This window comes from Agrobacterium sp. D14 (assembly GCF_001526505.1).
In the GTDB taxonomy this organism is placed as follows: Bacteria; Pseudomonadota; Alphaproteobacteria; order Rhizobiales; family Rhizobiaceae; genus Agrobacterium; species Agrobacterium leguminum.
This window is the reverse complement of the sequence record NZ_ASXX01000012.1, coordinates 106,375-125,872: the sequence shown is the minus strand read 5'-3', so window position 1 is coordinate 125,872 and position 19,498 is coordinate 106,375. Positions and strand designations below refer to the sequence as shown.

Sequence of the window (19,498 nt, the reverse complement as noted above, 5' to 3'; positions counted from 1 at the left end):
CCGGTTTGAGTGTTTCACCTTCACAGTCTGCATCGCTACGGGTCGCACCCGTGCTTCTGGATCTTAAAGCGCCCACGGCGGCCTCCAGCCTCCGCATCTGGAACGATGCGAAAACCCCGATCAACGTTCAGGTCAGGATATTCCGCTGGACCCAGCAGAATGGTCAGGACGTCTATACGGCGGCGCAGGACGTCGTCGCCAGCCCGCCGATGACGCAGCTGAAGGGAGGCGCGGAAAACCTTATCCGCATCGTCCGGCTTTCCAAGGCGCCGCTGCGGGCTGAGGAGAGTTACCGCGTCATTGTCGATGAGTTGCCGCCGGCGGGAAGACCGCAATCCGGCACGGTCAATCTGGTGGTGCGCCACTCCATACCCGTTTTCTTCTCACCCGCCTCCACAGGCGATGCGGAACCGGCCTGGAAGGTAACGCCGCAGGGCAATGGCTACCGGGTCTCGGTGTCCAATACGGGCGCAAAACGGATAAGGATCGCCAACCTGATGCTTTCCGGTAGCAACGGACAGGCGCTTGCCCGGCAGCAGGGGCTGGTGGGATATGTACTTGGCGGTTCCGCCGCAAGCTTTGTGGTTCCGGCAACGGGCGGCAAAAAAGGCGGCGGCACGCTGAAGATTTCGGCAGACAGCGAAGGCGGCCCCGTCAATGCGACGGCGCGCGTCTCGGGCGGCTGATCTCGCCGTTTTGACGATTGCCGCTCTGACGGTCATTTCATCGGGCAATTTCTCCGTGGCGCAGGATATTCCCCCTGCGGCGCAACCGGCCTCTTTTGCCGCAAAAGAAGCGGGACAATTGCAGCTCGAAGTCTACATCAACGATGTTTCGACAGAACTGATCGCCACATTTCGTCAAAACGACGCCGGATCGTTTCTCATCGAGCCGGAACAGCTCACCAATATCGGGATTTCCCCGGTTGAGAGCGCTGCCGGCGATGATGGCTGGATCGATATTTCCCGGCTGCCGGATGTGGTGGCGCGTTACGATGAAGGCACCCAGTCCATGCATTTCACCCTGCCGATGGCGGCGCGGGCAAACAGGGTGATCGACGCCTCCGGCAAGATTGCGCAGAAGCAAGACGAAGAGACCCGGGAAAAGGCCACGAGCGATTTTGGAGGTCTGGTGAATTACACGATCTATGGTTCCTCCGGCGGCAACAAATGGTCGGATATCGCCGATTTCAACGGTGTTTCGGCCCTTTTGGAAAGCAGGGCCTTCGGTCCGCTCGGCGTGCTCTCCTCATCGCAGGTTCTGAGCACATCGCGCCTGTCGGAGTTCGATACCCAGCGCCTCGATACCACCTGGAGCTATTCGGACGAGGACACACTGACGAGCTATCGGGCCGGCGATCTCATCACCAGCGGGCTGAGCTGGACACGCCCGACACGGCTGGGCGGCCTGCAGATCCGCCGCAATTTCGACCTGCGGCCGGATATCGTCACCATGCCGATGCCGGAATTTGCCGGTTCCGCAGCCGTGCCCTCCACCGTCGACGTCTATGTCAACAATGTCCGCCGCCTGTCGCAGGATGTTCCCGAAGGGCCGTTCTCGATCACCAATCTCCCTGTCATCAGCGGCGCGGGCAATGCGCGGCTGGTGGTGCGGGATGCGCTGGGGCGCGAAACCGTGTCCGAAACGCCCTTTTATGCTTCACCGGATCTGCTGGCGCAGGGCCTCATCGATTTTTCGGCCGAGCTCGGCTTTGCCCGGCGCAACTACGGAACCTCGTCTTTCGATTACGATGACAAACCGCTGGGGTCTGCGACGCTGCGTTATGGTGTGTCGGACAGCCTGACGCTGGAAGGCCATGCGGAAGGCGGCGAGAATTTCTACAATATCGGCTTTGGCGGCGTCTTCACCCTTGGAGCGGAGGGATTGGCGGCGGTTTCCGGCGCATCGAGCCGCTTTGGCGCGGAAAGCGGTTATCAGCTCTCCGCAAGCGTCGAAGCGGAATTGCTGGGGGTAAAATTTCACGCACGGTCGCAGAGGACATTCGGCGATTATCACGATATGGCCTCCGTCTCCGCCGACCTGTCCGATATCCGCACGGTATCCGGATTGCTGAGCGCGCGGCCGCCGCGTGCCCTCGACCAGATTTCCGTTTCCACCCAGCTCGGTTTCGATGAGACCAGCCTCAATTTCTCCTATACCGAACTCGAAACCTTCGATGAAAGACGATCCCGGCTGCTCGGCCTTTCCGCCACGCGGCCGTTCGGCGAGAACGGCAATATCTTCATCACCGCCTATAAGGACCTTGAGGACAACAAATCCTACGGCATCTTCGCGGGCCTCTCCTGGTCGTTCGGCGGCGGCGTCTCCGGCTCGGCCGGCATGTCGTCGGATGCGGATGGATATTCGCTGACGGCCGAGGTCGGAAAATCCGAAGAGCAGGCCGAGGGAAGTTATGGCTGGCGCCTGCGCGGCTCGACCGGCGGCAATGATATCGCCTCCGTTTCCGGCAGTTACCGCGGCAGCGCCGCGCGCGTTTCGGCCGGCGTCGACCAATTCAACCGCACGACACACGCCTATGCGCAGATCGAGGGATCGATCGCGCTCGCCGGCGGCGATGTCTTTGTCGGCAACCGGATCGATGACGCTTTCGCCGTGGTGGATGCGGGCGCGCCCGGCGTCGATATCCTTTTGGAAAACCGCCCCATCGGCCAGACCAACCGCCGCGGCAAGATATTGCTTCCGAACCTTCGTTCCTATGACGTCAACAACATCACGCTCGACCCGAGCAATCTTCCGGTCGACGCCCGCATCGACCGGACGAAACAGACCGTCAGGCCGACGCAACAGGCCGGCGCGGTGGTCAATTTCAAGGTTGAAACCGAGGGTCAGGTTGCGCTGGTGACGCTGAAAGACGAGAGCGGCCAATTCATCGAAACCGGATCGACCGGCAAAATCGACGGCAAGCGCGATTTCATCGTCGGTTATGACGGACAGGCCTATCTCGACAATATCAGCGAAACCCATCGCCTCCGCATCATGCAGCCGACGAAGGGCGAATGCGAAGCACAGATCACCCTACCCTCTGCCGGCAATTCACGCGCAACTTTCGAAACCACATGCAGGAGCATCCAATGAAGGTCCTGATCCGCACCGCCCTAGCCATCGCCGCTTTCCTCCCGGCTTCACCGGCACTGGCGCAAAGCTGCACCTTCAGCATGTCGGACATGAATTTCGGTTTCGTCAATCTGGCAAGCGGCAGCGCCGTGGACACGACGGCGACATTGTCAGTCACCTGCTCCAACCCCTTGTCGCTGGCGCTTTCCATCCGCATCTGCCCCAATATCAATGCCGGAAGCGGCGGGCAGTCGGGCGGCATCCGTCGCATGCTTCAGGGCAGCAACATCCTCAATTACCAGCTCTACCAGAACTCGGCGCGGACAACCTCATGGGGATCGGTCACGCAGCCCGCACTCGGCTCGCCTCCGCCAATCGACATGGCGCTGCCGCTCCTGATCAACACCACGAGCCGCACGGTCTATGGCCGGATCAACGCCGGTCAGGCCTCGGCAGCGCGCGGCCTTTACCTCTCCAGCTTCGCCGGCGCGGAAACGAGCTTCACCTATACGAGCTTTACCCTACTCGCACCGAGCTGCTCTTCCGTGACCCAGAACCCCACGCAGGTGCCGTTCAACGTATCGGCCGCAGTGGCGCCCACATGCATCATCTCGGCCCAGAACATCGATTTCGGCAGTCACGGCGTGTTGAACACGGCAGTTAATGCGACCGGAGCGATCAATCTGACCTGCACCACCAATCTGAACTACAGTGTGGCGCTCAATGGCGGACTGAGCAACAGCCCGCCCGCCGCGCGCCAGATGGTGCAGGCGGGCGCATCGATAACCTATGGTCTCTACCGCGACGTGAACCGCACGAATGTCTGGGGAAGTGCGGCGGGCGAGATAGCCACCGGCACCGGAACTGGCAGCCTGCAGACATTGACCGTCTATGGCCGCGTCCCGGCGCAGAACACGCCAGCGCCGGGAAACTACTCCGATACGGTCGTCGTGACGGTGAACTACTGAGCGCCCGAACGCATCTCTGACTTCCCAAGTTCCAGCCGCCTTCCGATGCCAATGGCGGCGAGGAACGCCTCATCGTGGCTGACGATCAGCAAGGCGCCGTCATAGGCCTGAAGGCCAGCCTCCACGGCCGCGATGGAATCGATATCCAGATGGTTGGTCGGCTCGTCGAGGATCAGCAATTGCGGAGGCTGCGGGCCTCCCAGAACACAGGCGAGACCGGCCCTGAGCATCTGCCCGCCCGAGAGCGTTGCAACGATCTGCAAGGCGGCATCGGCACGAAACATGAAGCGCGCAAGCGCGGAGCGGCAGGCATTCTCCCCGGCCTTAGGGTTGAGCCTAAGGAAGTTGTCGCGGATGGACAGGCTCGCATCGAGCAGGCTGACCTGCTGATCGAGAAACACGGACTTCACCCCGACATGCACCGCCCCTTCGAATGGCGGCAATTCCCCCGTGATCACCGAAAGCAGCGTCGTTTTTCCCGATCCGTTCGGACCGGTGACGGCAACGCGTTGCGGCCCGGTGATCTCGAAGGACAGATCGCGAAGCACGGGGTGTTCGGCCCGATACCCCGCAGTCAGATTTTGCAGGCTGAGCACGGTTTTTGTCGCGTGCAGCCCGCTGGGCGGCAATGTGACACTGACGCCCTGCAGGATTTCGATCCGCTCACGCGCCGTCTTCAGGTCTTCGGTCGCCTCGGCTGTCAGGCGGCTGGCCAGATTGGCGTTGTCGCCGCTCGTCTTTTTGGCACGCCTCTTCATCGCACCGACAAGGATACGGGGCATGTCTCCCCTCGCCGCTTTTGCAGCACCCCTGCTATCGCGGCGGGCCTTGCGCTCAAGAGCCTCCTGCGACCGGCGCTTGACATCCGACAGACGTTTTTCCGCATTCGCGAAGTCCTGTTCGGCGGCGGCCAGTTCCAGCGCTTTTTGTGCGCGGTAGTGGCTCCAGTTGCCGCCGTAACGGGTGGCACCGAGCGTGGTCATTTCCACAATCGCATGGAGGGTTTCGAGAAGCTCCCGATCATGGCTGACGACGATCGCTCCGCCGCGCCAGCCCGCCAGAAAATCGGCAACGAAAATGCGTCCGTCCCGGTCGAGATTGTTGGTCGGTTCGTCGAGGATCAGGAAATCCGGCGCGGCATGGATTTGAGCCGCAAGTGCGGCCCGCGTACGCTGTCCGCCGGATAGCGCCGAAAGCGGTGTGGAGGGCAAGGCGTCCAGCCCGACCTGCGCGAGCGCCCCGGCAATTTTCTCCTCCAGCATCCAGTCGATGTCTTCAAGCTCTTCCAGAGTGGCCGTTCCCGCCTGCGCACGGGCAAGCACCTCCAGCGCGCCGCGTGCTTCGAACAGATCGGCGACGGTCTCGTCGGACACGACTTGCACGCTCTGGCGCAGAAGATTGACGCTGCCCGAGACGGACACCGTGCCCGCGGACGGCGACAACTCGCCGGCGATCAGTTTCAGAAGCGTCGTCTTGCCGACGCCGTTGCGCCCAACAAGGCCGGTGCGTTCGGATCCGAAGCGAAGATTGATGTCGGAAAAGAGCGGATGACCGTCAGGTATCGACCACGAGAGGTCCGAGAGAGTAATGGAATGCGGCATGGATATGGGTTCCCCTGATGACAAGGCGTTGCGGCTTTGTGATCGGGTGGAAATCCATGGTTCACCGTCCTGTTGGTGTTGCGCAGAACACCCCCTTACGCGAAAAAAGCGGCGTGTTCGTGGCGCGGGGTCAATGTTCGGGAAGGGAACGCCGGGAGGATACCCCCGGCGTTTCGTTTTTTCAGGCCACCAGGCCCTTGGTCAGCTCCAGCGCCTGCCGTTCGAACAGCCGGCGGTAGATGCCGTCATTGAGGCGGATCAGCGCCTGATGGTCACCCTCTTCGACAATCCTGCCCCTGTCGAAGACCAGCAGCCGGTCCAGCGCCCGGACCGTGGAGAGCCGATGCGCGATGACGAGCGTGGTGCGACCGACCATCAGCCGCTCCATCGCCTGCTGGATCTGCACTTCGCTTTCGCTGTCAAGGCTGGAAGTGGCCTCGTCCAGTATCAGCACCGGCGCATCCGCGAGGAAAGCACGGGCGATGGCGACACGCTGACGCTCACCGCCGGACAGCTTGACACCGCGTTCACCCACCATCGTCTCATAACCTTTCGGAAGGGACATGATGAAATCGTGGGCGCTGGCCTGTTTCGCCGCCTGCTCGATCTCACGCCGCGTGGCGTCCGGCCGGCCATAGGCGATGTTTTCCGCCAGCGTGCGGTGGAACAGGATGGGCTCCTGCTGCACGATGGCGATCTGGCCGCGCAGGCTCGATTGCGTCACCCCGGCGATATTCTGGCCGTCGATGCGGATTGCACCCGACTTGATGTCGTAAAGCCGCTGGATGAGCTTGACGAAGGTTGTCTTTCCCGAACCGGAATGGCCGACCAGACCCACCCGTTCACCCGCCTTGATGGTGACCGAAAAGTCATCGTAAAGCGGCGTGGGATGCGCGCCATACTGAAAGGTGACGTGATCGAAGACGATCTCGCCCTTTCCAATTCTGATCGGCCCTGCATCCGGCCTGTCCTCGATGCCGAGCGGCATCTTGTCCAGCAGCACCAGCTCTTCCATGTCGTTGACGGCGCGTTGCAGGTTGCGGATATCCTGCCCCACATCGCGCAGATAACCCTGCAGCACGAAGAACATCGCCAGCACGAAGGTAATGTCGCCAGGCGTTGCCAACCCCTTTTGCCACATGATGAGGCCCGTGCCCAGAATGCCGGCCTGCATGGAGACCATCATGAAGCTCTGGATCGTGCCGTTCAGCGTGCCACGCTTCCATGTCCTGCGCGTGCGGTTATCCCACTTCACCAGCACATGGCCCAGCCGCGTTTCTTCGCGGGTCTCGGCACCGAAGGCCTTGACCACCGAATTGCAGCTGATGGCATCCGCCAGCGCGCCGCCAAGTCTGGTATCCCAGGCATTGGCAAGCCTTGCCGCCGGCGACACATACCCCATGGAAAGGCCGACCGTGACGCCGATATAGATCAGCGATCCGAGACCGACGATCAGGCCCATGACCGGCCAATAGCTGCCGAGCACGATGGTGGCGCCCACCAGCATGACGATGGACGGCAAAAGCGCGACGAGCAGCAGGTCATTGAGCGAATCCAGCGCCCACATGCCGCGCGTGATCTTGCGGACCGTGGAGCCGGCGAAGCTGTTGGCATGCCAGTCGGTGGAGAAGCGCTGCACCTTATGGAAGCCGTTATTGGCGACATCCGCCATGATTTTCAGCGTCAGCCGGATGATGCCGTTGAAGATGAACCAGCGCAACACCACGCTCACCAGCCCCAGCGCCACCACGATGACGAAGGCGCGCAGCGCCTTATCCGCCCCGTTGCCAACCCCATCGCCACTGGCAATGGCATCGACGATCTGGCCGGAAAAGACCGGCACCATCACTTCGGCCAGCGTGCTGGCGATCACCAGAACGATGATGAAACCCACCAGCGCCGGCCGATGACGCCAATGGTTGAAAACAAAGCCGAGCACATGTCGATAGGCATCGGCGCGGAAATCGAGCTTCTTGCGAGTCATTTTTACCAGCCCAGCGCCCTGTAATCGGCGACCGGTCCTCAAAACGGAAGTTGGATGGCACAGCCCGGGCGGGAGACGAAGTGATCCCGTCAGATCAATCGGGCTATGGGGAAAGTAAAACCGCATGTCGGGCGCGCTCAAGGCGGGCCGCGAATGGATATGACCTAGTGTCGGGTCATTCCCTGCGGGAGGGTTTCGAAGAATGCTGGTGTCATGCAACGCCTCCCTTTGTTCGATCTGACGCGGTAGCGAGATTTGTAACTCAGCGGTTAAAGCTTGCCAAGCGGGTTTTTGCAACCGTCTGGTGAGTGATGCGGAAAGGCCACACCGGCTGGGTGCGTCACTATAAATCGTGGCCGATGCGACAATGGCATCGGCCACGGCTTTGTCAGGCCTTTATTTCCGTCCGCAACCGGCAGGATGTGCGGCGGAAAATGGGGATGGTATCTGCCGTTACCGGTCAGTCCATCTGCACATTCGCGTCCTTGACCACCGGTCCCCACTTGGCGATTTCCGCCGCAACGTGGGTTTTCAGCTCGTCCGGCGAAGAGGCGACGATCTTGGCGCTGAATTCCGCCATGCGTGCGGCAACTCCCGGATCGGCAAGCGCCTTCTTGGCCGCGGCATTCAGCTTGTCGACCACCTCGGCCGGCGTGCCGGCCGGAGCGAAGAGCGCATTCCAGGTATAGGTCTCATAACCCGGCACCGTCTCGGCGATTGTCGGCAGATCCGGGAAGGACGAGGCGCGCTCCTTGGTCGTGACGCCGAGCGCCCGCAACGTGCCGGATTTGATATGTCCGGACGAAGACGGCAGATTGTCGAACATGATGGAAATCTGATTGCCGAGCAGATCGTTGAGCGCCGGGCCTGCGCCCTTGTAGGGAACATGCTGCATGCTGACGCCGGCCATGCTCTTGAACAGCTCGCCGGAAAGATGCAGCGGCGTGCCATTGCCGGAAGAGGCATAGGCATGTTTGTCCGGCTCGGCCTTCAAGAGAGCGATCAGTTCCGCCACGCTGTTGACGTTGAGCTTCGGATTGACGACCAGCACATTCGGGACCACCACGAGCAGCGAAACCGGCGTGAAATCCTTTTCCGGATCGTAAGGCTTGGTCTTGAGAATGAGCGGGTTGAGGGCGTGGGTGGCAACCGTGCCCATCAGGATCGTGTAGCCATCGGGATCGGCGCGGGCCACTCGGTCAGCGCCGAGATTGCCACCGGCCCCGGCGACATTTTCAACGACGATCTGCTGGCCGAGCTCATCACCCATCTTCTGTGCGATAACGCGCGCGACCACATCGGTGGAGCCGCCCGCCGCGAAAGGAACGACCAGAGTGATCGTTCGATCGGGGAAGCCCTGCGCGACCGCAGCCGTTCCCAGCATGCCGAAAGAAACCGCCGCAGCGGCAAGTTTCAGCACCATGCGCCGTTTTGAAGACCGGTAAATCATGAACCCTCCTGTAACATGGCCTCCTCGCCATGGGCGCATAGTAGCTAAAATGCACCTCAGGGCAACCCGCAGGCGGCCGGCCGCTCCCGGCAGGTTTCGGGAGAAAGAGGATCGTTATGATTTCAGGCGCTCTTCGACGACCCGCCAATTGACCAGCCTGTCGAGCACGGCGCGAATATGTTCGGCCTTGCGATTTTCATAATCGACGTAATAGGCATGCTCTCACACCCTCCCCAAGGGCGGATGGACCTCACCGGCCCATATGAGAAAGGCCCTCCCGACGCGGAGAGGGCCTTGCCCGATCAGTATCGATAATAATCGCGACGGTCGCGGTAGTCGCGATAATCTCTGCGGTCGCGCCACTCACGCCATTCCCGTCTGGCCTGACGCTCGCGCCATTCACGGCGAGCTTCCCAGCGGTCGCGCCGGTCCCAGCCGCGCTCATAACGCGGTCCGTTCGGACGGCAATAGCCGCGCGGGGTCAAATGGAAGCCGCGTCCGCAGGCATAATCCACCTTTTGAATGTGGGATGCCGAAGGTGCGGACGGTTGACCGACAGGCATGGCGTTGGCGCCGGTGCCGAACAGGGCGCCGAGAATTAGTCCGGCGGTTAGAATCATCTTGCGCATCTTATCTCCCTCCTTGTGGGATGAGGGGATTTAGCGCCCCGCCGGGTGAACTGCGGCTGAATGAATCGTGATCTTTTCGTGGCACGGACGCCCGCACGCGATTTCCGGCCAGCTCTTTCTTTACCGAAGTTTTGCGGAGGATTTTCCGGTCAGCTGGCCAGGGCCAGAACAAATGCGATGACGATCAGCAAAGGCCCCATCCACCTGAAGTGACGAACAACCGGCGGCTGATTGACCGTATTTTTTGACAGCGGCAGATAACCGAAGCCGACACATGTCATCCACAGGCCGGCACAAAACATGATGAATTCGTCGATATAGGCTGCGATCATCGCTCCCCTCCCTCCAATGCTAGTGCGATCACTCTACCTGCCCGGCAACGCCTTTAGTAGGGCCTGCTTTCGAACGGCCACCCGGACAGGGCGTGCCGGCAATGCCTGTCGGCAGCAACCGTCACGAAAGCGTTATGGAAAGACATTAGAACCGCCGCCGGTCCGTTCAAAAAATGCACGGCTGTGCAACGACCGGCCAGAGCCTTCCCCATCTTTCCGGGGGCAGCGCTCAGCAGTTCCACTCGCGCCGAAAACATCGGAGACATAGATGAAACGCCGCACCTTTATGATGTCCGCCGCAGGCGCCGCCGCCGGTCTCGCCCTTGCACCGCGCATGAGCTTCGCCGCTCCGGGCACGATCGACTGGTACACCAGTTCGGATACGAATATCCTCGATTTCTGGTCCAATACGATCAAGCCCGCCTTTGAAGCCGCCAATCCCGGCCTGAAGCTCAACCTCGTCGATGCCGGCGACAGCGCCGGCATCACCGCCATCGGCGAGCGCGCCATCGCCGCAAAGCAGACCGGCACCGATCCGCAGGCCGATTATTTCGAAACGGCCGATCCGCTGCTGCCCACCGGCGGTATCGATGCCGGCATCTATGTGAACATGGCGAAAGCCGGCCTCTCCAACTATTCGCGCGTCAACCCGCTTGCCATCCGCAGCGAATACAGCCTGCCCTATCGCGGCAGCCAGGTTCTGCTCGCCTATGACACAAGCAAGCTCAAGCCGGCGGATGCACCGAAGACCTGGGATGAGCTCGTCAAGTGGATCAAGGCCAATCCGGGCCAGTTCGTCTATAACCGTCCCGACAAGGGCGGCTCCGGCGGTAACTTCGTCCGCCGCGCCATCCATCAGGCCAACGGCCTCGACCCCAAGGCCTTCACGGTCGACAATTACACCCAGGAAGCCGGCGATAAGGCTCTCGGCAAGGCATGGGCGCTGCTCAAGGACATCGCCCCGTCGCTCTATGACAAGGGCGCATATTCCTCCGGCAACACGCAGTCGCTGCAACTGCTTTCGCAGGGCGTCGTCACCATGACCCCTGTCTGGTCCGATCAGGTGCTGAAGGCCATCGATCAGGGCGTTCTGCCGCAAGAAACCGGCCTCGTCCAGCTTCAGGATCTGGCGCTTTGCGGTGATTTCTCGCGCGCCGTGGTGCTTGCTAACGGCGTCAATCGCGACGCCGCCCTGAAGCTCGCCAACTTCGTGCTGTCGGAAGAAATTCAGGGCGCGATCCTCACCGAACTCGGCGGTTTCCCCGGCGTTTCCTGGGACTATGTGCCGGCAGAACTGCGCAAGCGTTTCGCCGACATCATCCCGCAGACCATTCCGACCTTCCCGGCCGGCAAATGGGAAACCGCCATCAATGATGGCTGGTATCGCAACGTCGCTCCCAACGTCGATCGCAAGTCGTGACCGAGGTTGCGGAAGGAGCGGTTCGCCCGCTCATCGACAATACGGCAGGCAGGAGGCCAGTCGGCCTCCTGCTCGTCGCCATCCCCGTCTTCCTGATGATCTGGCTCATCATCTGGCCTGCCATCAACGCCATCGGCCGCACCGTCTGGCGCACCGGAGCGAACGGCGAGACGGGTTTCGATCTTTCGAGCTACGGCTTCTTCTTCTCGGACCGCTACAGCCTCGACAATCTTGCCGTGACGTTGTGGACAACAATGGTCTGCGCGATACTCCTGCTGGCGATCTGCCTGCCGATCGCGCTCTACCTGCGCTTTTCGCAAGGCCGCCTTTCGGCTTATGTGCAGGCGCTCGCCATCTTCCCGATGTTCGTGCCCTCCATCATCCTCGCCTTCGCCTTCATCCGCGTTCTCGGGCCCAACGGCATGGTGGACATATTGCTCAATGCGGTCGATCTGCCGAAAATCCGCACCCCCTATCTCACCCCGTGGGGACCGGTCATCGGTCTTGTCTGGGACAATATTCCGCTGACCGTTCTCATCCTGCTCGCGGGCCTCGGCAGCGTCGCCAACCAGTCGGTGGAGGCGGCACGGGATGTGGGCGCAAACGCGCTTCAGGTCTTCTGGCACATCATCCTGCCGCGCATTTCCAATTCCATCCTCGTGGCGCTTTCCTTTTCGGTGCTCGGCATTTTTTCCTCCTTCACCCTGCCCTATCTTCTCGGACCTGCCTCTCCCGAAATGCTCGGCCCCTTCATGCAGCGCACGCTGCGCGAAGTGCAGGATCCCATCGGCGCCATGACCCAGGCCGTCATCGCTTTCGGTTTCTGCATCGCATTCGGCCTGTTCTACGTGCGTTCGGTCGCACGCAACCAGGGGAAATGACATGACGACCCTCACGCCGGCGCGAGAGCGCATGGACTGGCCCGGCATATTTTTCGCCACCCTTCTCACCGTCGCCATCGTCGGGCCGCTGCTTGTGGTGGGCACCTGGGCATTCACCGAGGTCTGGCGTTTTCCCAACGTCATTCCCCAGCAGTTCGGTTTCCGCTTCTGGGGGCAGACGCTGGGACGCGCCGATGTGTGGAACGCACTGATGCTGAGCCTGCGGCTGACAACGGTGGTAACGCTGCTTTCAGCGGTGATCTGCCTTCCCGCCGCCTATGCCTTTGCGCGCATGAGCTTTCCCGGCCGCAACCTGCTGTTCTTCTCCTTCCTTGCCGGCCACGCCTTCCCGAAATTCGGGCTTCTGGTGGCAATCGCCGCCATTTTCCTGCAGCTCAACCTCATCGGCACCTTCTGGGGCGTCGTTCTCATCCAGCTCGTCGGCACGCTGATGTTCATGATCTGGATTCCCGTGGCGGCATTTCAGGCCGTCGACCGGCGCATGGAAGAGGCGGCCCGCGATGTCGGCGCCAGTCCACTCAGGGTCTTCTGGTCGATTACGCTGCCGCAGGCGGGACCGACCATCGCCGCCGCCGTGCTGCTGAGCTTCGTCGGCACTTTTTACGAGACGGAAGGCGCATGGCTGATCGGCGCGCCCGGCATCCGCACGATGCCCGTGCTGATGATCAGCTACATCAACAACCAGATGGTCATCCAGTATGGCGCGGTCCTGTCCGTCCTGCTCTGGGTGCCGTCCTTCATTGCCCTCATGTTCGCCCGCCGCGTCATCGGTGGCGGCGCATTCGCCCGCGGTTTCGGCGGTTAGGAAATCATCATGTCCGTACTTCACATCCGCCAGGTCACGAAAACCTATTCCGGCGGGACCAAGGTAGTCGACAGCTTCTCGCTCGATGTCGCCGATGGCGAACTCGTCTGCCTTCTCGGCCCCTCCGGTTCGGGCAAGTCGACGCTGCTGCGCATGGTCGGCGGCTTCGAGCAACCGACGGGCGGGCAGATCACCATCGATGGCGAAGATGTCACCCACCTGCCGCCGGAGCGGCGGCCGACAGGCATGGTGTTTCAGAGCCACGCGCTCTGGAGCCATATGAACGTCTTCAAAAACCTCGCTTTCGGCCTCAAGCTGCGCCGCATGCCGGCTGCCGTGATCAGAGAAAAAGTGGAGGCCGTGCTCGAGCTCGTCGGGCTTTCCGGTTATGGCGAGCGCGCCACCAGCCAGCTTTCCGGCGGCCAGCAGCAGCGCGTAGCGCTCGCCCGCTCGCTGGTTCTCGAACCGAAAATACTCCTGCTTGACGAGCCCTTCGCCAGTCTCGACCAGCATCTGCGCGAGCGGCTGCGTGAAGAGGTGCGCGATATTCAGCAGCGTCTCGGCATCACCACCCTGTTCGTCACCCACGGTCAGGATGAGGCCCTTTCCATGGCCGACCGCATCGTCGTGATGGCGAATGGCAAGACCGAACAGATCGACCGGCCGAACGTCATCTACCGCGAACCGCAGACCCCGTTCGTCGCCGGCTTCATCGGCACCATGAACCTGATAGAGGGCGCGGTTTCAGACGGAATCTTCATGCGGGCTGATTTCAACCTGCCGCTTCCGGTCTCCGACGGACCGGCCATTCTCGCCGTTCGCCCGGAAGCCATCGATCTGACGATTTCCGAAACGCCGGAAGCAAATGTGCACCGGGTGACGGACTATGGCACCCACGGCCTTGTCGACCTTGATCTTGCCGATGGTACAAGGATCAAATCCATGGTCGCCCACCCGGATATGTTCCAGACGGGACAGGGCGTACAGATTTCGCCCCGTGCCGTCACCGCCTATCGCGACAACCGCCCAATCTACCGGAGCTGACATGAACCAGCCGATCCTTATCGACCGCGACGGCCACAGAACATGGCTAAAATGGCATCGCGCCCGCCGCCGCGCCGAAGATCCGGTCTTTACCGGCGAGCGTATCATTGAGGCGATGCGGCTCGGTGCAAGCATCGAGGTCGATCTCGTCATCCATGCCGATCATGGCTGCGCCGTCCTGCATGACCGGACGCTGGAGCGGGAAACCACCGGCACCGGCCGGGTGCGCGATACATCCGCCGCCGCCCTGCGCCAGCTCCATTTGCGCGACAATGACGGCCACCCCATCGATGCGAAGGTAATGCTGCTCGAAGACCTTTGCGCCCTGCTTGCCGAGGGCGCCGTTCATCCCGACGCCCTGCTCCAGCTCGATTTCAAGGAAGACCGGCAAGCGCTTACCCCGCAGGTGGTCGCCGGTTTCGGGGCAAGCGTTTCGCCAATAGCAAAGTCGGTGATCCTGTCGGGCGGCGATTTCGACGCCATCGCCACGCTGGCCGGCTCAGCCCCCGGCCTTCGCACCGGATATGATCCCTGCCATCGCGGCACGCTAGCCGCACTGAAGGCAAGCGGAAACTATCTGGGCTTCATCGAACAGGCCCTGGCTACGGCACCCGCCGCCGGAATGATCTATGTCGATTACCAGATCATTCTTGCCGCCGAGGATGCGGGCGTCGATATCATCGCCCCCATCCATGCCGCCGGCCGCCGGGTCGACGCCTGGACGATCAACAGCGTCACACCGCAATCCATAGAACAGGTGAAACGCCTCCTGCGGCTTAAGGTGGACCAGATCACCACCGACGATCCGGAAGGGCTCACCGAGGTTTTCAGCCGATGACAGTCAATTACAGCACCATCCTCGACCATATGGTCGCCACCGCCCGCGAAGCCGGCGCATTGACGCTCGACCATTTCAGGCGCTTCCGCGAGATCGAAATCGGCGTCAAGGGACCGGGGGACTTCGTTTCCGATGCGGACAGGGATTCCGAAACGCTGATCCGCGAGCGCCTGCTCGGGCAATATCCCTGGGGCCTGACCGGCGAGGAATTCGCGCCCGTCGAAGGGGCGGATCGGGATCACCGCTGGCTGGTCGACCCCATCGACGGCACCACCAATTTTCTCTTCGGCCAGCACTATACCATCACCATCGCGCTTCGCCGTGGCAATGAAACGATCTGCGGGCTGGTCTACAATCCCGTTTCCGACGAGATGTTCACCGCGATCAAGGGAGACGGCGCTTATCTCAACGGCGAGCGCCTGCGGATCAATGCCAGCACCGATGTCGCCCTGATGTGCGTCGGCACCGGCCTGCCCACGCCCAATCTCCAGCTTTATCCCGGCGCCTATCAGCGCCTCGACGCCATTCGTGCGCCCATCGGCGCGATCCGCGTGGTCGGCAGCGCTGCCAATTCCTGCGCTTACGTCGCCTGCGGCAGGCTGACCGGCTATTACGAGGAAACGGGCTTCGTGGACACGGCAGCCGGCATTCTGCTGGTGCAGGAGGCCGGCGGCATCGTGACCGACTGGTGGGGCCGCGGACCGGAGTTCTATGAGAAGACCGGTACGCTGATCGTCGCCAATGCCGCGACCCATGCCTATCTCATGGAGCACCTGCGCGGCATTCCACCCAAGAACCCCGCATAACGGCTTCGTCTTCGGAGCATCCATGCCGCAGCAATCGTCTCAGGCCACCTGCACCAGGTGGCCGGGCGACACCGTCCTGTAGTTTCGCACCGGCGTTTCATATCCCATGGCCCGTATCGGGCTTTTCAGCTCGTCATTGGATATACCGCGCCTTATCCCGCGCCTTGCCGGGTCCGGCACTGGCACGGCGGCCATCAGCTTTTTAGTATAGGGATGCTGCGGATTGTCGAAAACCGCCGCACGCGGGCCGATTTCGACGATCTCGCCGAGATACATCACCGCCACACGATGGCTGACGCGCTCCACCACCGCCATGTCATGGCTGATGAACAGGAAAGCGAGGTTGAGGCTCTGTTGCAGGTCGAGCAGCAGATTGCAGACCTGCGCCTTGATGGAAACATCGAGCGCCGAGACGCTTTCATCGGCAACGATAACCTTCGGATCGAGCGCCAGCGCACGAGCAATGGCGATGCGCTGGCGCTGGCCGCCCGAAAATTCATGGGGGTAGCGGCTGGCCATATCGGCGGACAGGCCCACCTTTTCGAGAAGATCGGCAGTCTTTTCCTTCGCCTGTTTGGTGCTGCCCAGTTTGTGCTTGATGAAGGGCTCGGAAATCGCCGTGCCCACCGTCATGCGCGGATTGAGCGACGAGAACGGGTCCTGAAAGATCATCTGCACGGATTTGCGCATATTGCGCAGGCCGACCGTATCGAGCCGCATCACGTCGTAACCGTCGAGCGACACGTCGCCGGCCGTCGGCTCCACAAGCCGCATGATCGAGCGGCCGGTGGTGGATTTTCCGCAGCCGGATTCACCCACCAGCGACAGCGTTTCGCCCTGAAACAGATCGAAGGAGACGTTTTCCACCGCATGGACTGCGCCCGTCTGGCGCGCCAGCAGGCCGGAACGGATGGCAAAACGCGTCACAAGGTTTCGGACCGACAGGACCGGCGTCTGCCCGCTCGCAACCGTCCCCGCCACCTCCTGCGGCTCGCTCGAGCGGCCGGTTTTCATGTCGAGCACCGGAAACCGTGTCGGCCATTGCCGGTCGCGCATCGAGCCGAGCTTCGGCACCGCCGAAAGCAGCGCCCGCGTATAGGGGTGCTTGCCGCACCGGAAAATGTCCTCGGTCGGTCCGGTCTCGACTTCATCGCCGCGATACATCACGATCGTCCGGTCGGCGATTTCGGCCACGACGCCCATGTCATGGGTGATGAAGAGAACGGACATGCCCTCCTCTTCCTGCAGCAGCTTGATCAGATCAAGTATCTGGCCCTGAATGGTGACGTCGAGCGCCGTCGTCGGCTCGTCGGCGATCAGCAGTTTCGGCCGTGAGGCGAGCGCCATGGCGATCATCACCCGCTGGCGCATGCCGCCGGAAAACTGGTGCGGATATTCGTCGAAACGGCCGGAGGCGTTGGGAATGCGAACCTTTTCCAGCAGCCGCACCGTCTCCGCCCGCGCCTCCTGCTTCGAAAGCCCCTTGTGCCGGATGAGCACTTCGGAAATCTGGCGGCCGATGGTGAAGATCGGATTGAGCGAGGTCATCGGCTCCTGAAAGATCATCGAGATATCGTTGCCGCGCACGCCGCGCATTTCTCTTTCGGAAAGCGCAAGAAGATCGCGCCCGTTGAGCAGCACTTCCCCCTCGATCCGGCTGGAGGCCGGGGCAAGCAGGCGCATGAGAGACAGCGACGTCACCGATTTACCGGAGCCGGATTCGCCGACAATCGCGACGGTTTCGCCGGGCGCGACATCGAAGGACACGTTGCGCACGACGCTCTTCCAGGCGCCATCGACGAGGAAGGAGGTGGTGAGGTTACGGACGGAAAGGACGGGTTTTGTCTCCATGGTGTCACCGCCCTACCGCATAGGCCTGCATCAGCCGCGGTGTTGCGGCGGCGCGCAGCAGGCCATCCGCATCGCGACGCGCGGCGGTGAGCCGCCCGACCGACCATGCATCGGCAACCGTGACGCGGTGCCCGCGGCGGCGAAGCTCCTGCAGGGTCGCTTCGCCCACGGTGCTTTCCACGGTGATTTCACCCGGCGAACTGGTGCGCGGATAAAACGAACCCGGAAAATGCGCGGTGTGGAACAGCGGCATGTCGATGGCGGCCTGCAGGTTCTTGCCGTGATGGGCATAACGCAGGAAGAAGGGCAGTTGCCACTGGTCCTGCTGATCGCCGCCCGGCGTGCCGAACACCATGGAGGGACGCCCCTGATGAAGCGCAAGCGAAGGCGTCAGCGTGGTGCGCGGGCGTTTGCCCGGTGCAAGCGAGGTCGGCAGGCCTTCCTTCAGCCAGAACATCTGGGCGCGGGAATTGAGCGCAAAACCGAGACCCGGTACGATGGGCGAGGATTGCAGCCAGCCGCCCGAAGGCGTGGTGGAGACCATGTTGCCCCAGCGGTCGATGACATCGATATGCACCGTATCGCCACGCTTCTCCGTCAGATGCGACATTGTCGGCTCGTAGACCGTGCCGGTGCCGCTCATCTCGGCCAGCATGGCCATGGTGGCGTCCACCTGCTTTTCGTAACCCGGCACGGTGCCGGGGCGCAGCTCCAGCGAGGCCTCGCCGCTTATCAGCGCGCGGCGGCCGGCATTGTAGCCTTCCGACAGGAGATATTCCGTCGGGATCTGCCCGAATTCCGGATCGCCGTAATAGACCTCGCGGTCGGCATAAGCGAGCTTCATGGCTTCGACGATGGTGTGGATGAAATCGGGACCGGAGGGGTCCATGGCCGCAATGTCGAAGCCTTTCAGAAGCGCAAGCGATTGCAGCAGAACCGGACCCTGCCCCCAGGCGGGCGTCTTGGCAATCGTCCAGTCGTGATAGTCGAACGTCTGCGGCGCTTCGACGGTCGCGCTCCAGTCCGCCATATCCTGCGCCGTCAACACGCCCTTGTGCCGTACGCCGCTGGCATCCATGACTTCCGCTGTCCTTACGTAACCGTCGATAGCTTCCGCGACGAAACCCCGATAAAAGGCATCGCGTGCCGCCTCGATCTGGTTTTCGCGGCCGGAGCGCGCTTCGGCTTCGGTGACGATCCGCTGATAGGTCGCGGCCAGAACCGGATTTCGGAAATTGGCGTGAGGCTCGGGTGCCGCGCCACCCGGCAGCCACGTCTCGTGGGATGTCGGCCATTCCTTCTCGAAGAAATCGGCCAGACCCTTGATGGTGGCGGAGACGCGCGGCAATGTCGGATGCCCGTGCTCGGCATAATAGATGGCGGGTTCCAGCACTTCGCGCACGCTCATCGTGCCATAGTCGCGCAGCATCAGCATCCAGCCGTCGAAAGCGCCGGGAATGACGGTGGCGAGCAGCCCGCCGCCGGGGATCAGCTTCAGCCCTTCCGACGTGTAATGTTCAATCGTCGCGCCGCTCGGGGCCGGGCCCTGTGCGCAGATGACTTCCACCTTGTCCTTCTGCTTCGAATAAAACACGGCGGGCATATCTCCGCCCGGACCGCACAGATGCGGCTCGACAATCTGGAGGACGAAACCGGTGGCTACGGCCGCGTCGAAAGCATTGCCGCCTTTTTCGAGGATCGCCATGCCGACGGCCGATGCGATCCAGTGCGTTGAGGTGACGACGCCGAAGGTGCCAAGGATTTCAGGGCGTGTGGTGAATTCATTCATTCGG

Annotated in this window: 16 protein-coding genes and 1 pseudogene; 9 read left to right on the top strand and 8 right to left on the bottom strand. The window is 62.0% G+C overall.

What is annotated here, in order from left to right; all coding sequences use genetic code 11:
- Window positions 1-50: 50 nt before the first annotated feature.
- From L901_RS10715 to L901_RS10705, 3 genes are read left to right on the top strand one after another with little or no spacing between them, the layout of a single operon-like run.
- Window positions 51-686 carry a molecular chaperone gene (locus L901_RS10715; protein ID WP_020009888.1) on the top strand — a complete coding sequence of 212 codons (636 nt, stop codon included), beginning with the start codon at window positions 51-53 and terminating at the stop codon, window positions 684-686.
- Entirely contained in the window at window positions 658-3,096 is a 2,439-nt protein-coding gene (locus tag L901_RS10710; RefSeq protein WP_059756412.1) for a fimbria/pilus outer membrane usher protein, read from the top strand. The genes L901_RS10715 and L901_RS10710 overlap by 29 nt, the downstream gene beginning before the upstream one ends.
- A complete protein-coding gene (locus L901_RS10705) occupies window positions 3,093-4,043 on the top strand; it encodes a spore coat U domain-containing protein (protein WP_059756410.1) in 951 nt (316 codons plus the stop codon). The genes L901_RS10710 and L901_RS10705 overlap by 4 nt, the downstream gene beginning before the upstream one ends.
- Here the strand turns inward: L901_RS10705 and L901_RS10700 are convergent.
- From L901_RS10700 to L901_RS10680, 6 genes and pseudogenes are all read right to left on the bottom strand, one after another.
- On the bottom strand, window positions 4,037-5,644 hold the full coding sequence (locus tag L901_RS10700; protein ID WP_059756406.1) for an ABC-F family ATP-binding cassette domain-containing protein: 1,608 nt from the start codon (window positions 5,642-5,644) through the stop codon (window positions 4,037-4,039). The genes L901_RS10705 and L901_RS10700 overlap by 7 nt on opposite strands.
- A 181-nt stretch (window positions 5,645-5,825) precedes the next feature.
- Complete coding sequence (locus L901_RS10695) at window positions 5,826-7,628, bottom strand: ABC transporter ATP-binding protein (protein WP_059756403.1); 1,803 nt, start codon at window positions 7,626-7,628, stop codon at window positions 5,826-5,828.
- A gap of 460 nt (window positions 7,629-8,088) precedes the next feature.
- Window positions 8,089-9,078: a tripartite tricarboxylate transporter substrate binding protein gene (locus L901_RS10690; protein WP_059756400.1), complete on the bottom strand. Its 990-nt coding sequence runs from the start codon at window positions 9,076-9,078 to the stop codon at window positions 8,089-8,091.
- 114 nt (window positions 9,079-9,192) lie between these two features.
- Window positions 9,193-9,300: pseudogene (locus tag L901_RS27685) on the bottom strand (Fe-Mn family superoxide dismutase); the annotation flags it as partial.
- An 80-nt stretch (window positions 9,301-9,380) separates the two neighbouring features.
- Window positions 9,381-9,707 carry a GCG_CRPN prefix-to-repeats domain-containing protein gene (locus L901_RS10685; protein WP_020810616.1) on the bottom strand — a complete coding sequence of 109 codons (327 nt, stop codon included), beginning with the start codon at window positions 9,705-9,707 and terminating at the stop codon, window positions 9,381-9,383.
- 149 nt (window positions 9,708-9,856) lie between these two features.
- Window positions 9,857-10,039, bottom strand: a complete 183-nt coding sequence (locus L901_RS10680; RefSeq protein WP_020810615.1) for a hypothetical protein — start codon at window positions 10,037-10,039, stop codon at window positions 9,857-9,859.
- A gap of 268 nt (window positions 10,040-10,307) precedes the next feature.
- Here L901_RS10680 and L901_RS10675 point away from each other — a divergent pair, with 268 nt between their 5' ends.
- Genes L901_RS10675 through L901_RS10650 form a run of 6 tightly spaced genes read left to right on the top strand, consistent with a single transcriptional unit; the run spans window position 10,308 to window position 15,854 of the window.
- Window positions 10,308-11,459: an extracellular solute-binding protein gene (locus tag L901_RS10675; protein ID WP_020810614.1), complete on the top strand. Its 1,152-nt coding sequence runs from the start codon at window positions 10,308-10,310 to the stop codon at window positions 11,457-11,459.
- Entirely contained in the window at window positions 11,456-12,340 is an 885-nt protein-coding gene (locus tag L901_RS10670) for an ABC transporter permease (protein WP_082710584.1), read from the top strand. The genes L901_RS10675 and L901_RS10670 overlap by 4 nt, the downstream gene beginning before the upstream one ends.
- A 1-nt stretch (window position 12,341) precedes the next feature.
- The gene (locus L901_RS10665; protein WP_020810612.1) at window positions 12,342-13,166 is read left to right on the top strand and encodes an ABC transporter permease; all 825 of its coding nucleotides are present in this window, start codon (window positions 12,342-12,344) and stop codon (window positions 13,164-13,166) included.
- A 9-nt stretch (window positions 13,167-13,175) separates the two neighbouring features.
- Window positions 13,176-14,210 (top strand): ABC transporter ATP-binding protein, encoded by a 1,035-nt coding sequence (locus tag L901_RS10660; RefSeq protein WP_059756397.1) that lies wholly within the window; start codon window positions 13,176-13,178, stop codon window positions 14,208-14,210.
- 1 nt (window position 14,211) lies between these two features.
- On the top strand, window positions 14,212-15,048 hold the full coding sequence (locus tag L901_RS10655) for a glycerophosphodiester phosphodiesterase (protein ID WP_059756394.1): 837 nt from the start codon (window positions 14,212-14,214) through the stop codon (window positions 15,046-15,048).
- Window positions 15,045-15,854: an inositol monophosphatase gene (locus L901_RS10650; RefSeq protein ID WP_059756392.1), complete on the top strand. Its 810-nt coding sequence runs from the start codon at window positions 15,045-15,047 to the stop codon at window positions 15,852-15,854. Before L901_RS10655 ends, L901_RS10650 begins: the two co-directional genes overlap by 4 nt.
- A 39-nt stretch (window positions 15,855-15,893) precedes the next feature.
- Here the strand turns inward: L901_RS10650 and L901_RS10645 are convergent, their stop codons facing one another.
- Complete coding sequence (locus L901_RS10645) at window positions 15,894-17,705, bottom strand: ABC transporter ATP-binding protein (RefSeq protein ID WP_059756391.1); 1,812 nt, start codon at window positions 17,703-17,705, stop codon at window positions 15,894-15,896.
- A 4-nt stretch (window positions 17,706-17,709) separates the two neighbouring features.
- Window positions 17,710-19,494 carry a gamma-glutamyltransferase family protein gene (locus L901_RS10640; RefSeq protein ID WP_059756386.1) on the bottom strand — a complete coding sequence of 595 codons (1,785 nt, stop codon included), beginning with the start codon at window positions 19,492-19,494 and terminating at the stop codon, window positions 17,710-17,712.
- Between the last annotated feature and the right edge of the window lie 4 nt (window positions 19,495-19,498).

Coding starts and splice junctions, on each gene's coding strand:
- L901_RS10645 (WP_059756391.1), bottom strand. CDS start 17,705: ATGGAGACAAAACCCGTCCTTTCCGTCCGTAACCTCACCACCTCCTTC.
- L901_RS10655 (WP_059756394.1), top strand. CDS start 14,212: ATGAACCAGCCGATCCTTATCGACCGCGACGGCCACAGAACATGGCTA.
- L901_RS10640 (WP_059756386.1), bottom strand. CDS start 19,494: ATGAATGAATTCACCACACGCCCTGAAATCCTTGGCACCTTCGGCGTC.
- L901_RS10685 (WP_020810616.1), bottom strand. CDS start 9,707: ATGCGCAAGATGATTCTAACCGCCGGACTAATTCTCGGCGCCCTGTTC.
- L901_RS10705 (WP_059756410.1), top strand. CDS start 3,093: ATGAAGGTCCTGATCCGCACCGCCCTAGCCATCGCCGCTTTCCTCCCG.
- L901_RS10690 (WP_059756400.1), bottom strand. CDS start 9,078: ATGATTTACCGGTCTTCAAAACGGCGCATGGTGCTGAAACTTGCCGCT.
- L901_RS10710 (WP_059756412.1), top strand. CDS start 658: ATGCGACGGCGCGCGTCTCGGGCGGCTGATCTCGCCGTTTTGACGATT.
- L901_RS10665 (WP_020810612.1), top strand. CDS start 12,342: ATGACGACCCTCACGCCGGCGCGAGAGCGCATGGACTGGCCCGGCATA.
- L901_RS10700 (WP_059756406.1), bottom strand. CDS start 5,644: ATGCCGCATTCCATTACTCTCTCGGACCTCTCGTGGTCGATACCTGAC.
- L901_RS10695 (WP_059756403.1), bottom strand. CDS start 7,628: ATGACTCGCAAGAAGCTCGATTTCCGCGCCGATGCCTATCGACATGTG.
- L901_RS10650 (WP_059756392.1), top strand. CDS start 15,045: ATGACAGTCAATTACAGCACCATCCTCGACCATATGGTCGCCACCGCC.
- L901_RS10675 (WP_020810614.1), top strand. CDS start 10,308: ATGAAACGCCGCACCTTTATGATGTCCGCCGCAGGCGCCGCCGCCGGT.
- L901_RS10660 (WP_059756397.1), top strand. CDS start 13,176: ATGTCCGTACTTCACATCCGCCAGGTCACGAAAACCTATTCCGGCGGG.
- L901_RS10680 (WP_020810615.1), bottom strand. CDS start 10,039: ATGATCGCAGCCTATATCGACGAATTCATCATGTTTTGTGCCGGCCTG.